The 14,910-nt window shown below is 59.0% G+C and carries 16 protein-coding genes and 2 pseudogenes; 5 read left to right on the forward strand and 13 right to left on the reverse strand.

Features of this window, described 5'->3' with window-relative positions; genetic code table 11:
- The first annotated feature begins 181 nt into the window (after positions 1-181).
- Genes ACS4RS_RS27045 through ACS4RS_RS27060 form a run of 4 tightly spaced genes read left to right on the forward strand, consistent with a single transcriptional unit; the run spans position 182 to position 3,120 of the window.
- Entirely contained in the window at positions 182-988 is an 807-nt protein-coding gene (locus ACS4RS_RS27045) for a DUF1295 domain-containing protein (RefSeq protein ID WP_449314090.1), read from the forward strand.
- Positions 985-2,013, forward strand: a complete 1,029-nt coding sequence (locus tag ACS4RS_RS27050; RefSeq protein ID WP_439013101.1) for a class I SAM-dependent methyltransferase — start codon at positions 985-987, stop codon at positions 2,011-2,013. Before ACS4RS_RS27045 ends, ACS4RS_RS27050 begins: the two co-directional genes overlap by 4 nt.
- On the forward strand, positions 2,013-2,546 hold the full coding sequence (locus ACS4RS_RS27055; RefSeq protein ID WP_439013102.1) for a hypothetical protein: 534 nt from the start codon (positions 2,013-2,015) through the stop codon (positions 2,544-2,546). Before ACS4RS_RS27050 ends, ACS4RS_RS27055 begins: the two co-directional genes overlap by 1 nt.
- Before the next feature lie 43 nt (positions 2,547-2,589).
- On the forward strand, positions 2,590-3,120 hold the full coding sequence (locus tag ACS4RS_RS27060) for a lipocalin family protein (protein ID WP_439013103.1): 531 nt from the start codon (positions 2,590-2,592) through the stop codon (positions 3,118-3,120).
- Positions 3,121-3,296: 176 nt separating this feature from the next.
- On the opposite strand, the gene ACS4RS_RS27065 is transcribed toward ACS4RS_RS27060, so the two are convergent.
- The 13 genes and pseudogenes from ACS4RS_RS27065 to ACS4RS_RS27125 all read right to left on the reverse strand — a co-directional run bounded on the left by ACS4RS_RS27065 (position 3,297) and on the right by ACS4RS_RS27125 (position 13,628).
- Complete coding sequence (locus ACS4RS_RS27065; RefSeq protein ID WP_439013104.1) at positions 3,297-3,596, reverse strand: hypothetical protein; 300 nt, start codon at positions 3,594-3,596, stop codon at positions 3,297-3,299.
- Between the two features lie 36 nt (positions 3,597-3,632).
- Positions 3,633-3,932, reverse strand: coding sequence for a DUF982 domain-containing protein (locus ACS4RS_RS27070; protein ID WP_439013105.1), 300 nt, complete (start codon positions 3,930-3,932; stop codon positions 3,633-3,635).
- Positions 3,933-4,011: 79 nt separating this feature from the next.
- A complete protein-coding gene (locus tag ACS4RS_RS27075) occupies positions 4,012-4,488 on the reverse strand; it encodes an Hsp20 family protein (protein WP_439013106.1) in 477 nt (158 codons plus the stop codon).
- Between the two features lie 220 nt (positions 4,489-4,708).
- Positions 4,709-4,913: pseudogene (locus ACS4RS_RS27080) on the reverse strand (cupin domain-containing protein); the annotation flags it as partial.
- A 125-nt stretch (positions 4,914-5,038) separates the two neighbouring features.
- Entirely contained in the window at positions 5,039-5,950 is a 912-nt protein-coding gene (locus ACS4RS_RS27085) for an ABC transporter permease subunit (protein ID WP_439013107.1), read from the reverse strand.
- A complete protein-coding gene (locus ACS4RS_RS27090; protein WP_439013108.1) occupies positions 5,947-7,047 on the reverse strand; it encodes an ABC transporter permease subunit in 1,101 nt (366 codons plus the stop codon). Before ACS4RS_RS27090 ends, ACS4RS_RS27085 begins: the two co-directional genes overlap by 4 nt.
- A complete protein-coding gene (locus ACS4RS_RS27095; RefSeq protein ID WP_439013109.1) occupies positions 7,044-8,561 on the reverse strand; it encodes an ATP-binding cassette domain-containing protein in 1,518 nt (505 codons plus the stop codon). Before ACS4RS_RS27095 ends, ACS4RS_RS27090 begins: the two co-directional genes overlap by 4 nt.
- Before the next feature lie 3 nt (positions 8,562-8,564).
- Positions 8,565-9,665: a BMP family ABC transporter substrate-binding protein gene (locus tag ACS4RS_RS27100; RefSeq protein ID WP_439013110.1), complete on the reverse strand. Its 1,101-nt coding sequence runs from the start codon at positions 9,663-9,665 to the stop codon at positions 8,565-8,567.
- Positions 9,666-9,687: 22 nt separating this feature from the next.
- A pseudogene (locus tag ACS4RS_RS27105) lies at positions 9,688-11,065 on the reverse strand (amidohydrolase).
- A gap of 1 nt (position 11,066) precedes the next feature.
- Complete coding sequence (locus ACS4RS_RS27110) at positions 11,067-11,723, reverse strand: glutathione S-transferase N-terminal domain-containing protein (RefSeq protein ID WP_439013111.1); 657 nt, start codon at positions 11,721-11,723, stop codon at positions 11,067-11,069.
- Positions 11,720-12,568 carry an aromatic ring-hydroxylating dioxygenase subunit alpha gene (locus ACS4RS_RS27115; protein ID WP_439013112.1) on the reverse strand — a complete coding sequence of 283 codons (849 nt, stop codon included), beginning with the start codon at positions 12,566-12,568 and terminating at the stop codon, positions 11,720-11,722. The genes ACS4RS_RS27110 and ACS4RS_RS27115 overlap by 4 nt, the downstream gene beginning before the upstream one ends.
- Entirely contained in the window at positions 12,565-13,206 is a 642-nt protein-coding gene (locus ACS4RS_RS27120; RefSeq protein WP_439013113.1) for a Rieske 2Fe-2S domain-containing protein, read from the reverse strand. The genes ACS4RS_RS27115 and ACS4RS_RS27120 overlap by 4 nt, the downstream gene beginning before the upstream one ends.
- A 134-nt stretch (positions 13,207-13,340) precedes the next feature.
- On the reverse strand, positions 13,341-13,628 hold the full coding sequence (locus tag ACS4RS_RS27125; RefSeq protein ID WP_439013114.1) for an acylphosphatase: 288 nt from the start codon (positions 13,626-13,628) through the stop codon (positions 13,341-13,343).
- Positions 13,629-14,075: 447 nt separating this feature from the next.
- Between ACS4RS_RS27125 and ACS4RS_RS27130 the strand changes: the two genes are divergently transcribed.
- Positions 14,076-14,813 (forward strand): hypothetical protein, encoded by a 738-nt coding sequence (locus ACS4RS_RS27130; protein ID WP_130817691.1) that lies wholly within the window; start codon positions 14,076-14,078, stop codon positions 14,811-14,813.
- Positions 14,814-14,910 lie beyond the last annotated feature (97 nt).

Raw genomic sequence — 14,910 nt, forward strand, 5'->3', positions numbered from 1 at the left:
TCGTTTCGAGCAATTGTCAGCTCTCAATACGATTGCTTCCAACCTGTCTCTACGAAGGGAATTCGGCTCGGTTTCATAGGCGGCACAAATTTTCGGAATTTTTTCACGCCCGACGCTAGAACTGAAACGCGCCGAGTAGCGTAGAACCCATCGTAACCAATCTAGGCCGATGGGAACCATGATGGACGCGTATCTTCCAGTGATCATTGCAATCGGGCTGTCGCTGACGATGGCAGGCGCCTGGGCCGTTCAGCGTGCCACGGGACTCAGCGGCTGGATCGACACGATCTGGTCATTTGCCGTTGGGCTCGGCGGGATCATCGCGGCGCTCCTTGCCGATGGTAGCTTTGATCGCCGCATGACCGTCCTTGTCCTCATCAGCCTTTGGGCGTTGCGGCTCGGCAGCCACATCGGATCGCGCACCAAGGGGGGCACCGAGGATCCGCGCTATGCGAAATTAATCGAGGATTGGGGCGATCACGCCGTCACGCGGTTGTTTGGTTTCTTGCAGATCCAGGCGATCGCCGCCTTTGTTCTCGTGCTCGCCGTCTACCTTGCGGCAGGAAATGGCGCAGCCTTTCCCCGCCTTGTCGATATCGTCGCCATCGTAGTTGGCATTGTGGCGATCGGCGGCGAGACACTATCCGACGCCCAACTTGCACGCTTTCGCAAGACACGGCAGGCGAGAACGGAGATCTGCGAAGTCGGTTTATGGCGCTATTCCCGCCATCCTAATTACTTCTTCGAATGGCTCTTCTGGTGCTGTTTTCCGCTTTTAGCGCTGGCCTCGCCGATTTGGAGCTGGCTTTCGCTACTTGCGCCGCTGCTGATGTATTGGCTGCTAGTGCATATCTCCGGCATTCCGCCGCTCGAAGAACATATGCTTCGCTCACGTGGGGACAAGTTCCGCGCCTTGCAAAGACGCGTCAATGCCTTCTTTCCTGGCCCGCGAAAATCCACACCCCCTCTTCATGGAGAGTCCCGATGAACATGCTCGCCTTCGCCATCAATGCTGCCGAGCGCGCACCAATCTCCGACGGCCTGTCGCTCGCAGGCATCGATCTGCTTTGCGGCCGTATGAAACGACGATTAGCGACCCTGCCGCAGGAGGTCGAACAGAGATTTGTCGAGACGATGGACAGGTCTCCTGTCGCTATCCATACGGAGGAGTCCAACCGCCAGCATTATGAGGTACCAGCCGGCTTTTTTACGCAAACGCTCGGCCCACAGCGGAAATACTCCTGCTGTCTCTATCCGACGAGCGGAACGACGCTTGCAGAAGCGGAAACCCTGGCGCTTGCCGAAACCGTCAAACATGCAGGGATCGAAGACGGCATGAGCATCCTGGAGCTTGGCTGCGGTTGGGGCTCCCTTTCGCTTCATCTCGCCCAGCATTTCCCGAAGGCGCGTATCGTTTCTGTTTCGAACTCAGTCTCTCAACGCGCCTACATCCTGGGCGTTGCGGAAGCGCGCGAGCTGTCCAATCTCACTGTGATCACCGCGGACATGAACGATTTTTCGACTGCTGAGCGCTATGATCGCGTCGTCTCAGTGGAGATGTTCGAACATATGTCGAACTGGCGCGCGCTGCTCCAGCGGATCAGTGGCTGGATGCAACCGGGCGGCAGGCTGTTCCTGCATGTGTTCACCCACAAAAATCGATCCTATCGATTCGATCGCGCCGACCCCGCCGACTGGATCGCCCAGCACTTCTTCACCGGCGGCATAATGCCGGCCCATGATCTGCCGCATCGTTTTGGCGACCTATTCCGGGTCGAGAACGAATGGCGCTGGACGGGCATGCACTATCGCCGCACCGCGCTCGACTGGCTTGCCAACTTCGATCGCGAGGTCGATCGAATCCAGCCGATCTTCAGCCAAGTTTACGGCCGAGACGCGTCACTTTGGCAACGCCGTTGGCGGCTATTCTTTCTCTCGACCGTCGGCATGTTCGGTTATGATAAAGGCGAGGTTTGGGGCGTCGGCCACTATCTTTTGGCACCGGCAGCGTGATGAACGAAACACGACAATCGCTCGACCCTCTGACCCGGGCGACGGTAGCTGTTGCTTGGGTGATTGCCGCTAACAAGCCGTTTTATCCGGTCTATGTCTGGTATCTGGTTGGAAATGGTGTTGCGGCTTCGCTTGGCACTCTGATCGCTGCCCCTTTTTTCCTGGCGATTCCGCTACTGGCGCGACGGTCTCCCCTTGCAGCTCGAATTGCCCTGCCATTGGTCGGCACCGTCGATACTCTTTTTGAAACGAAGCTGTTCGGCCAGAGCTCAGGTACGGAACTGTTTTTTGCCGCCTGTATACTGCTCGTTTCATTATCGTTCCGCGAACACGAGAAGTGGTGGCAACGTGGCATGACCGTTCTGGTTTTTGCCCTATTCATTTTATCGCGCCGCTATGTCGGTTCGCCGCTGCACATCTGGGCGGATGCCGATCTGGCAGTCCTCTTCGATTTGAATGCATTCGCGGTCGCCAGCCTGATGGCCTTCGTAACGCTGCGATATGCGGGAGTTTCGCGGCATTCCGGAATTTGAAAATGCGGCCTCTACTAAGCGTACTGAACATACGGAGTTATTTATGGAATTCTATCTCAATCGCACCAGTTCGCTCCTGCTTATCGCGCTGTCTCTCTTCGGCAGCGGCACCACGGCATGGGCGACGCCCAAGGTGGTTAAAGTCGAGCGGGGTCATTACAGCGGGACATGGCTCGAGATTGGGCGTACTCCGATGTTCCTGACCGACGGCTGCGTCGCGGGCTATTCGACCTATCGTCCAGGCAAATCGCCAAATGAGATCTCCGTCGAGGACGGCTGCCGGGTCGAAACGCCCAAGGGTCGCCTGAAAACAGTCCGCGGTACCGGGACGATCCAGGATTTCGGGACGACAAGGGCGAAAATGCGGGTGCGTTACCCTTTTCTCATCACTTTCGACTATTGGATATTATACAAATCGCCCGACAGGTCCTGGTTTATTAGCGCGAACCCGTCGATGAAGGACCTGTGGATTTACTCCCGGAACGTTCCTTCCAAAGCCAAGCTTCGGCGCATGATAAGGAAGGCAAGTCAACTCGGCTACGACGTACGCAAGCTCGAGTTTCCGCCACAGTGACTTGTGCGGGTCATTGCTTCGACTGGCCTTCGATCCTCTACTCGCACAGGCGCCTCATCGGCCTGCACGAATAGTGACTGGTCAATGGCGAAATCTGCACTGCCGATATGTGGATGGAATTTGCAGACCTGCGTCGCAGGACGCGATCGGCGCCCTGCGGCTTTACTGGCGCGATATTAGTACCCCGGCGGCTTTTCCCGCAGCCGATCCAGGGTCTTTAAGGCCGACAAAACGTCCTGGTAAAGAATTGGGCGTGGCACGCCCGGGACCGACCGGAGCGCAGGTTTCGATTCCACGGCATGCATGTCCGATGCCGATGAAGCCAGGATAGTGCGTTTTTCCTCCGACGAGAGGTAATTGGCGTTCAACACGTCTTTCGGATTGCGGAAATGCCGAGCAGGATGAAGAAGCATGGACGTGTCGACAGCGTCGGTCTGCGCACCCGGCGCACGCGATAAATTGCAACCATGGTTCATGCTTATCTCCTGATCACAGACGATGACGCAATGAGATCATCGCAGATGCGGGTCGCTGCCGTGTCTGTTGCGTGATGTCACCACCGCACTGATCTGGGGAGCAAGCAGGTCGTGTTTGTCAGCAAAAGCTACAAACACGCTACGGGCGGTCTCCGCCTCTATATCGCCCGCAAGCGCTGCTTTGCAGGTCTTTACGGCAACGGCATGGGCTGGATCATGGTTCAGATTTGGCCATTCGAGCAAAAGCCGGTAGGCATGCATGACTGTGGAAACCCGCGTCGGAATACCAAGACCGGTCAGAATCATTACAGGTGTTTCAAACATACCGGGTTTCATGGCGCACTCCTTTCAAAAGCCCGATTGTTAATGAAGGGGCAGGGCGCTGGTACCTAGCGCCCTGCGATGATCGAGCCCTCTAGGCGGCTTTCTGGGCTTCGATCTGCGGTGCACTCGCTGGTTTTGCAAGTTCCGCATTCGTCTGGATATCGATCTTCCGTGGCTTCATCGCCTCGGGAATTTCTCGAACCAGATCGATGGACAAGAGACCGTTGGTCAGATCGGCGCCCGAGACCCGGACGTGATCGGCCAATTCAAAACGGTGTTCGAACGGCCGGCCGGCAATCCCGCGATGCAGATAGCTTTCGCTCTGCGTCTCGCCTTTGTTGCCGGTGATCGTCAGCAGGTTCGACTGGAATGTGAGGTTGAGATCATCCTGCGAGAAGCCGGCAACAGCGACAGTGATACGGTAGGTGTCTTCGCCCGTCTTGATGATATCGTACGGCGGCCAATCGCTGATCGAGCGGGCCCGCTGCGCGTTTTCCAGAAGGTTGAATACCCTATCGAAACCAACGCTCGAGCGGAAAAGCGGTGCATAGTCGTAAGATGTTGCCATAGCCATATCCTCCTTGAAGCAACATGGGTACGAAGACGCCGGACGACCGACGCCTTAGCGATCGCCGGCCCTTTCGGCATCCAGCAAAAATTATCTGGTTTTTGGAGTTTTCGGTTTCAAGGCGTTGCTGCGGAAAATTTGCGGATTTTTCTTGGTCCTTTGACAGGGGAACCGGCTCATATCTGTTCAAGGCCCGGGATTTGGAAACCTGCTCTACATCTCAGACGTAGGGCTTCACGATTTTCGCGGGCCGATCCCATTGGATGAGCACGACGCAGTCGGTATCGCTCTTAACGGAATGTTCGGGTGCCGGGCGCATTGACGATAAAGCTACCGCGGCCGTGACCCCCCGCCTCGTCGCATTGTACTCCATCGAGGAAGTCGATATCTTTCGCACGAAGCAGGTCTCGTCTACGTCGGGAAACTCTCTTCTGGGCCAAGCGGTAGCAAACCAGCCAGACCTACCCGGAGGTTCTTGCGGCGTAGCGGTTCCATAATGAGCCAATCACCGTCGCGGTAGATCAACACTCGGTCGCCTTGCCGGTCATCATTATCGCTCGAAAGTCTCGCCTAGCGAGGCGACGCCATTGAGTTTGAGCAGGCGGCGATCCGCCGAGATGATGCCGAGCACGATGATTGTCACCAGATAGGGCAGGCATGCGAGCAGTTGCGAGGGAACGTCGAGCCCCGTCGCCTGCGCGGCAAGCCCCATCAGCGATACGGCGCCGAATAGACAGGCGCCCAGAAAGATCCGGCCGGTCAGCCAGGTTCCGAAGACGACGAGCGCGATTGCGATCCAGCCGCGGCCGGCAATCATCCCATCCGCCCAGAGCGGAGTGTAGATTGTCGCCGCATAGGCGCCCGCAAAGCCTGCCATCATGCCGCCGAATGCCACCGCGGCGAAGCGGATAGCGATGACGGGATAGCCGATAGCATGCGCCGCTTTCGGGTTTTCGCCGACCGCCCGGATAATCAGCCCGAGTTTGCCATAGGCAAACATTGCCCAGATCGCGACGGTTGCGAGCAGCGAAAGCCAAACGACGATATCCTGGACAAACAGGCCGCCGATGACGGGAAAATCGGAAAGACCAGGAATGGCGATCTTCGGCAAGGCTCTGACTGTCAGGCTCTCATAGGTCTTGCCGAACAGCGCCGACAGGCCCTGTCCGAGAATCCCGATAGCAAGCCCGGTTGCGACCTGGTTTGCGTTGAAACCGAGGACAATTGCCGCGAAAATCATGGACAGTAGGGCGGCGCCGAGACCGGCCGCGGCAAAGGCCAGAAAATGGCCGCCGCCGTGATAGACGATGATGAAGGCGATGACGGCGCCGAATGCCATCAGCCCCTCGACGCCAAGATTGAGCACGCCGGCACGCTCGGCGACAAGTTCTCCGAGGGCTGCCAGCAGAAAGGGTGTCGCAGCCGCCAGCATGCCGGTTAGAACGAACTCGACGGCGTTCATGTCGGGCTCCTGGTCGCTGCTGGCCGCCAAGCGAGACGGTAGCGCACGAAAGCGATGGCCACCAGATAGGCAAGAAGCAGGTTCCCCTGGAAAACCCGGACGGCCGCAACCGGCAGATTGGCGGAGACCATGGCGTTGTCGCCGCCAATGTAGAGCGCCGCCATGACGATTGAGGAGATGACGATGCCGATCGGATGCAGCCCGCCGAGATAGGCAACGATAATTGCCGCATAGCCGTATCCGGTTGAGATCGAGCGTTGCAACTGACCGAGCGGGCCGGCGACTTCAGCCGCACCGGCAAGACCCGCTGCGGCTCCACCGATCAGCAGGGAAAGCCAGATTGCCCAGCTTTCCCTGAACCCGGCGTAGCTGGCGGCGCGTGGCGCCAGCCCGCCAACCTGCAATTTGTAACCGATGAAGCTCTTCTGCATGAAGACCCATGCGGCTATCGACAGGACGAGGGCGAGAATGAGCGAGACATTGACGCGCGTTCCTTCGATCAGGATCGGCACCATTGCATCATACTGGAACATGACGGACTGCGGGAAATTGAAGCCGTTCGGATCCTTCCAGGGGCCGAGCAGCAGATAGTTGAGGAGTTGCACGGCAACGAAACTCAGCATCAGGGAAACGAGGATTTCATTGGCATTGAGCCTGACGCGCCAGAAGGCGGTAAGTGATGCCCAGAGTGCGCCGCCGATCGTGCCGAGAAGTAGCATTGCCGGCCAGATCCATTGGCCGCTCGCATCGGGCCACCATATCGGAATGGCGGAGGCGAAGATTGCGCCGAGGACGAATTGTCCCTCGGCGCCGATATTGAATACCTTGGCGCGAAAACCGATCGCAAGCCCTTGTGCGATGAGGAGCAGCGGCCCGGCCTTCAGCAGCACTTCGGAAAAAGACGCCCACGAAAAGAAGGGCTCGATCAGCATCGCGTAGACGACCGCGGCCGGATCGCGCCCCATGACGATGTAAAGTCCGAGATTGAGGATGAGGGTGGCGACGAGAGCGATGGGCGGCGCCAGAAGGGTCGCGGCAAGCGATGCCCGCTCCCGTCGGACCAGGGTGGGCAGGGAGGTGAGGAAGTTTCTGCTCATGCGGTGGCTCTCGCGCGCTGCGGCTGGGCTCCGATCATGTATCGACCGATCTCTTCCGGGTTGGTATCACGCGTGACGAGCGGCGGGCTGAGGGCCCCGTGGTGCAGAACCTGGATAAAATCGCTCAGTTCGAACAGTTCCTCGAGTTCCTCGGAAATGACAAGGATCGCCATGCCTTCATTGCGTAGGCTGATGAGCCGCTTGCGGATCGCCGCGGCTGCGCCGATGTCGACGCCCCAGGTCGGTTGGGCGAGGAAAAGAAGCTTGGGCGCCAGCATGATCTCGCGCCCGACGATGAATTTCTGCAAGTTGCCGCCGGAAAGCGACCCGGCTTCCGCCTCGGCACCGCGCGTGCGCACGTCAAAATCTCGGATGCAGTCATTGGTGAAGCTTTTTGCGCGGGCCTTGTCGAGCAGGCCATATCTGACAAGATTCAGCGGATGGGCGGTCAGGAGGCTATTGAGAGCGAGCGACATTTCGGGAACCGCGCCGCGACCAAGCCTGTCCTCCGGGACAAAGGCGAAGCCGAGCCGGCGGCGTGTGGCGGAATCGAGCGAACCGACATCCTTGCCCATCATGAAGATCCGATCTCGTTGATCGGGCGCCAGGACGGTCTCGCCCGAGATCAGCGCGGCGAGTTCACTTTGGCCATTTCCCGAGATCCCGGCAATGCCAAGGATTTCGCCGGCGCGCACCGCCAGGCTGACATTGGAGAGCGGCACGGCGAAAGGATCCGCGCGGTAGTCAAGGCCGATTAGCTCCAGACGCTTTTCGCCCTGGGGCAAAAGCAGTGCCGGCATGAGTTCCGGCATGTCGCGGCCGATCATCATCCGGGCGAGTTCGTGAGCGTCATGTTCGCGCGGATCGACATGTCCGGTGACGCGTCCGGCGCGCAGGATCGTCGCGCGATCGCAAAGCGACTGAATTTCCTCGAGCTTGTGAGAGATGAACAGGATGGACACGCCGCCGTCCCGCAGCCGGCGCAATGTTTCAAAGAGCTTTTCCACCGCCTGTGGCGGGAGCACGGAAGTCGGCTCGTCAAGGATCAGCAGTTTCGGGTCGGTCATTAAGCACCGGATGATTTCCACCCGTTGCCTTTCGCCCACGGAAAGCGAATGGACATGGGCGAGCGGATCGACCTCGAGGCTGAAGTCATGCCCCAGCTTGCGAATGCGCTCGGCAAGCTCGCTCTTTCTGCCGGACACGATCAGGCGGATGTTCTCGACGACCGTCAGGCTCTCGAACAGCGAGAAATGTTGGAAGACCATGCCGATCCCGACGCGTCTTGCCTCTGCGGGAGAGGCAAGACTGAGCGGTTGCCCGTTCCAGGCGACGGTGCCTTCGTCCGGCTGCTCGACACCGTAGATCAGCTTCATCAGGGTCGATTTGCCAGCCCCGTTTTCTCCGAGGATGGCATGGATCGAGCAGGGAGCGACGTCGAGATCGATCTCCTGATTGGCATGGACCTGGCCATAGCTCTTCGAAATGGCGCGCAGCGACAGAAGCGGAATCATGGTTTACTTCGGCAATGGCGTCGTGACACCTTTGACGTGCCAGTCCATCGCGACAATCTGGCCGTCCGTCAGCGTGGCCCCCGAGGCGGCACCCTCGCTCCCATCCGCTTTGGTGATCGGACCGGTAAACGGCGAGAAGCTGCCATCGGCAATCTTGGCTTCGATCTCTTTAATCTTCGTCATGGTGTCTGCTGGGATCGCCGGGTTCCAATCGACAACTTCGACGACCTTGTCCGCGACACCTAAAAAGGTGTTGGCGCCCTTGAACGTGCCGGCAAGATGGGCGTCGACCGAAGCCTTGAAGAAGGGCGACCAGTCGGTAGCGATGCAGCCGAGATAGGTCTTTTCGGCATACTTCTTCATCGAGGAGTTGAGATTGAAGGCGTAGACGCCGGCTTCTTCGCAAGCCGAGATCACCGAAGGCGTATCCTGCGCATTCGAGAAGATCACGTCGCAGCCCTGCGAGATCAACGCCTTGGCCGCTTCCTGCTCCTTGGCCGGATCGAACCAGGAATTGACCCAGACCACGGACACCTCGATATCCGGCTTGACGGCCTGCGCCCCCAGCGTGAAGGCGTTGACCGAAGTAATCAGCTCGGGAATGGCAAAGGCCGAAACCGAACCGAGTTTGCCGGACTTGGAGACGGCCGCCGCCGCCATTCCGAGCAGGTACGTTCCCTGGAAATATTTGGCGGCGAAGGGCGAGAAGTTGGGTGCAACCTGAAAGCCCGAGGCATGCAGGACGGTTACCTTGGGATTGCGGCGGGCAATCTGCAACGCGCCGTTCTGGTAACCGAAGGAGCCGGCTATCAGGAAGTGGTTTCCGTCGGCGACGGTTTTGTTCATGATGCGATCGGCATCCGGGCCTTCAGCAATGTTCTCGATGACCGTGACCTTCACCTTGTCGCCATAGGCGGCCTTGATCGGGTCGATGCCGGCGGCAAGCGCATGGCCCCAGCCGACATCGCCGATAGGCGAGGGAACGACCAGGGCGATGCCAAGAGGTTCGTCGGCGGCAAGCGCCGAGCGGCCGGCAAACGCCGTCGCCAGACCGGCAGCCGCGGCGCTCTTCATGAGTATTCTGCGGGTGAGATTATTTGGCATGTCAGTTCCCTCTTTTGGTTTTTCAAAATTGGACGGTCGCGAGCGCCGCTTCGGCGGCGGCGGAAAGTTGAGCCTCGTCGAGGCCGACAAATTCGCCGGCCTGCCAGACGATGCGTCCGTTGATCATGGTCAGATCGGTCGGCATGCCGATGCCGACCTTGGCAATCAGGCTCAACGGGTCGTGGCGCGTGCCGACATAGTCCATCCGCCTCGTATCGATTGCGAAGAGGTCGGCGGCCATGCCGGGAGCAAGCCTGCCGATGTCGCTGCGGCCGAGCAGACTTGCTCCGCCCGCGGTCGCATAATTCAGGAAATCCACCGGCGCTGGAACGGGATGAGCACGCGTCGCCGCCGTCAGGCACTGGAGCATATAGGCAGAGTGGATGCAGTGCATGAGATTGGAATTGTCGTTTGAAGCCGCACCGTCACAGCCGAGCCCGACACGGAGACCGAAAGCCGCCATCGCGGGAATATCGGTCACTTCGGCGCCCACGAGGTAAACCGGCTCGGGGCAATGAGACACACCTGTGCCGCTTGCCGCCATCTTGCGCAGTTCGTCATGTGTCAGCTCCCAGCAATGGGCATAAAAGCTGTCAGGCCCGGCAAAGCCGAGTTCGGCGCAGTAGTCGACCGTGCGCATCCCATGGCGCGCCTCGATGACGGGACTTTCGCCTTCTCCGACATGTGTGCAGCCGCACGCCCCGATCGCGGGCGAGCGTTACGGACTCGACGAAAGTCTCGCGGTAGCAATTGACAGGCTGGCAGGGGGCAACGACCACCTGCCGCATACTGAAGCGTCCGGCATCGTGGTAGCCGTCGATCAGCCGGGCGCAATCGGTGATGAATTCATCTGTGGTTTCCAGCATGGCGTCGGGGATCGTCGACCCCTCGGATTTTGGCAATGTATTGCCGCCCCGTCCCGCATGGAAGCGCATGCCGAAAAGCTCGGCTGCCTCGAACTGGCGATCGATCAGACGCTTTCCTGCGTGCCGGGGAAAGCAATATTGATGGTCGAAGGCCGTGGTGCAGCCATGCTTGATCATCTCGGCCATGGCAGTGACCGACGAATGGTAGAAACAATCCTCGTTCAGCCGCGAGAAGATCGGATAGATCCGGTCGAGCCACTCGATGACCGAGAGCTTCGTCCAGTCGAGATCGGCCCGGTTGCGCACGAAGCATTGGAAGAAGTGGTGATGAGTATTGACGAGTCCCGGATAGACAAACCAGCCGGACGCGTCCTGGACGATCGTTTCCGCAGGCAGGGTCTCTTGTGACAGCTGCGTCCCGATCGCCTCGATCGCCGGACCATTGGTCAAGAGATCGGCATTGCGGAGCACGGAGGGCCCGCCGCCATCGTCGACGATGATTGCGGCGCAGTTCTTCAAAAGGTAGCCCGCCATCTTAACTCTCCTCGTTGGCAGGATGAGGGTTGGGCTTCAACTCGTGCAGCCTGTGGATGCCGGGCATTTCGATGAAACCTGCAAGGCTGCGGATGGCGCGCAGCCAGAGCCGGATGTTCGGATAGGGATCGAGCGAGATTCCGCCATCAGGCGCCAGTGCCACGTAGGGAAAGCAGGCGATGTCGGCAATCGTCGCGCGATCCGATGCCAGGAACCGCATGTCGCGGAGTCGCTGTTCAAAAAGCCCGGCTTCCAGTTCGCGCAGCGCCGCGACCCCTTGTGCCTGCAGGGTCTCGATGTTGCCAGGACGCAAAAGCATCTGATGCAGCCGGGCGCCGCCAAGATTAGTCGTGAGCCGATGCGAGAAGGAGAGCCATTGGTGCACGCGCGCCGTCTCCGGCGCGTCGGTGCCGAGCCAGCGGGAACCGCTTTGGGCGGCGAGATAGGCGAGCATGGCCGAAGACTCGGTCAGTATGAGATCGCCATCTTCGAGGATCGGGATGGAGCCCGCCGGATTGAGGGCCAGAAGCCCAGGTCCGCGATGTTCGAGACCTGGATGGAAATCGACCGCCCGGATCTCCAGTTTGACGCCGAGGATCGCAGCCATCAGGCGGATCTTGTAACAGCTCGGCGATAGGATGTAGTCGTAGAGCTTCATTGTGCGACCAGCTGCGCGCCATAGAGATAATTGTGGCGCTTCAGCCAGCGCCGGTAGGCAATCGACGTCATGTCGGCCCTGGTCGGGATTTCCATGCCGGGATCGAGCGGTAAAAGTGCCGGGATCTGATTTTCGAGGATGGACCGATCCTGCAGAAAAATCATCTGCTGAAAATGAATAAGGTCGGTCATCGGCGTCACATCGTCGAAGAGGGCCATCCAAGGCCATACGTCACAAAGGTCTTCGCCAAGCGGCTGAACGAACAGGGTGATGACATCCCATTCCCCGGGCCGGGGAGGGCAAGTCTTGTAAAGCACCGCACAGGTCGGGGCCGGCACGCGATACATATATTCGGTGGTTAATCCACCGGTCGCCGACTTGGCAGCCTGCGGCTGGTAAAATTTTACCTGCGTCGCCCAGACTTCATCCTCTTCCTCGCGAATCTCGACCTTATAATTTTCAACTTCGGTATGAGGCTCGGCGCCGAGTATATCCGTGTGGACGAAGGGAAAATGCGCGATGTCGAGGAAGTTCTCGACTGCTCTGAGGGGCGAACAGCGCACCCGCACGACGCCGACATCGACGAAACGGCGGCCGGGCTGATCCGCTTCGGGAATGGCAAATACCTCTTTGGCCGGATTGCCTAGGGAGGACCAGACATGACCATAGCGGACGCGGACGGGCAGGGCACGCCCATCAGCCGATGTGACCTGCGCCGCGCCGTCAGGTGTGCGCATCACCTTAATCGGCTCGCCCATCAAAGCGGTCTTGCTTCCTGCCTCGGTGAGCTGGCTGAAGAGGCCGACCGGATACCATTCATCGATCATCGCGCCGCCCCCTTTCATGCGACATCCTTCTGGTGCATTTCCGCCCGGCGGCGGACGGCTTCGGCGATGCGCGATGCCGCAACCTGATCTGCGAGATTACGATCCCGTTCGACCAGGAGGTGGATGAGCGTGCGCCCGACCTGGGCCGTCGGCAGCAGTCGGGTCCACGAACAGTCGGCGACGTGGATCAGCCCGTCCGCGCCAGCTTTCCCGCCGGCTGCCACTTCGATTGCCGCGATATCGGCATCCACTGTCAGCGAGCGTATTGGCACGAAACGATTAAGACATGGCAGCGCCATTTCCGGTTCGCCGACTGCCACCCAGACGATGCCATCCGATTCTTCAACCCGCTGAACGGCAACGCGAATTGTTTCTGGTGGTATGAGATTGGGATGAGCCGGGATACGAACACATCCTCCCGCCGAAGAATAGCTCCAGCCGTGATAGATACAGGAAAGCGCTTCGCCTCGCACGAAGCCATGAGACAACCGCATCCCACGATGCGGACAGCGATCCGCCGCGGCCGATACACGCCCGGACTGACTACGCCAGAGCACGATCGCTCCTACTGGGGTCCAGGCGGGTATGACGGTTGCCGGCGGCAGATCGGCAGAAAGCGCGACAGGCGTCCAGGAGCCGGCCGTATCGGAAGCCATGACGGTTAATTCCTCAATCTTACCAGTGGCCTGGCACGGGTCATGCGGTGCTGGTCCCAAGCTTGCAATCTCAGCTTCAGAGGCTTGCATAAAAAATTCGCATTGGCAACAATGATTAAATAAAGTGCATCGCCTCAGATGAGCTTGGCCAGAGGTGTGTCTGGTGGACATACAATCTTGCGCTGAATCTCGTCAACCCAGACATCGATGGGCCCCAGGGAGCATCCCATTTCCAGCATGTCGATCAGTTCGGCAGGCCCCACGACCTCGAGTTCGATCCGGTTGGCACCGGCGTGCAAAAAATCCTGGGATAGGCCAAGCTTGTCGGCATGACGGCGAATCCACGGGATGAAAGAGGCGGACTCGACATCCCCAACGATCGTAATCCGCTCACGCAACTCGCTCTGCTGTGATCGTCTCATGGGTATCTCGTGTTTCTATGATGACAGCATAGCGCTTCGACGCCTTTGTGAAAGGGGGCATGAACGAAAAGAGGTCCTGGATCTTCCGACATGCTGTAGGGGCGGCCTGTTCGGACTCGCGACCAGGCTGTGGGTTGTCATCCTTGCTCCCAATGTTGGCATTGACCAGCACGTCGAGAGGCGAGACTGTCGCATCTCTAACTGGCCCAACTGTCGCATTACTAAATAGCCTTGTGACTTCTAATGTAAATGCAACAAGGGCTTAAAGGCTACTACAGGGCAGGGAGATCAGCCCCCGATCCGACCGGCTGGGCCGGGTTGAAAGGGCGGAGCGGGGGCGGGTGATGACGCACCCCTTCGGCTTTAGCTTTCTCACTAGCAATTGTTCTTTTACCGCTCGATACTCGCTGGGACTTGCATGGCGCAGTTGGGGATCAAAGCCGCACGATGCTTCCGGAAATCAACCTGCAAGGTGACGTCGACGTCGCCGCGCTGTCACCACTTCTTCGCGGCATGCTTCTTTCGGTTGCCTATGCTGACGGTGAGGGTGGCATAGGATTGACGGCGACCGGCGCCATGAACCGCAAGTTCGTGCATTGGGCCGCTGTGCACTTCCTCTGGCCAGGGTTCACAGCCGAGGACCTCTACAGCATGAACAAGGTGCTCAATGAAAGCGACATGCCGCCGCTTTGGGTCGTGCGCGACATGGCCCGTCATCTGAAGCTTCTTCGCCGGAAAAAGGATGTGCTGCTGCCAACCAGACGCGGCCGGGAGTTTTTGGTGAACCCGCAAGCCTTCTTCGATCTGGTCGCCACGGATTATCTCTATTCCTATGTCCACGCCACCGAGCGGGAAGAGGAGGTCCGAGCGCGGTTACGCTGGTGGCGCATGTTCCTCAATCTTCTCAATATCAAGGCCAGAGAAGGTTGCACGCCAATGGACGTTGTGAAAATCCTCTATCCAGAGCTGGCGCCTTTGTCGGACACCGAAATGACCATAGAAGCCTGGGAGTTGAAATCCGATCTTCAGTATGGCGTCTTCCAACGCTTATGCTGGCTCGGCTTGCTCTGCGAGGCACGAGAGGGGCTCACTCTTCTGCAGGATGGATCCTTCCACAAGACGCTACTTTGGGCAGCTTGCCTGCAGTTGGAATCGGATACGCAAAGCGATATCGGCGTGCATTGACGATCTCTATTCTGCCGCTGGCTGCCTAATAACGCTTTCTCTCGCCGCGCAATCACCGCAGGATCATTCATAAAATCCGTCCTCCGCCCCGGCTTGC

The organism is Rhizobium sp. F40D2, from assembly GCF_051810745.2.
Lineage (GTDB): Bacteria > Pseudomonadota > Alphaproteobacteria > Rhizobiales > Rhizobiaceae > Rhizobium.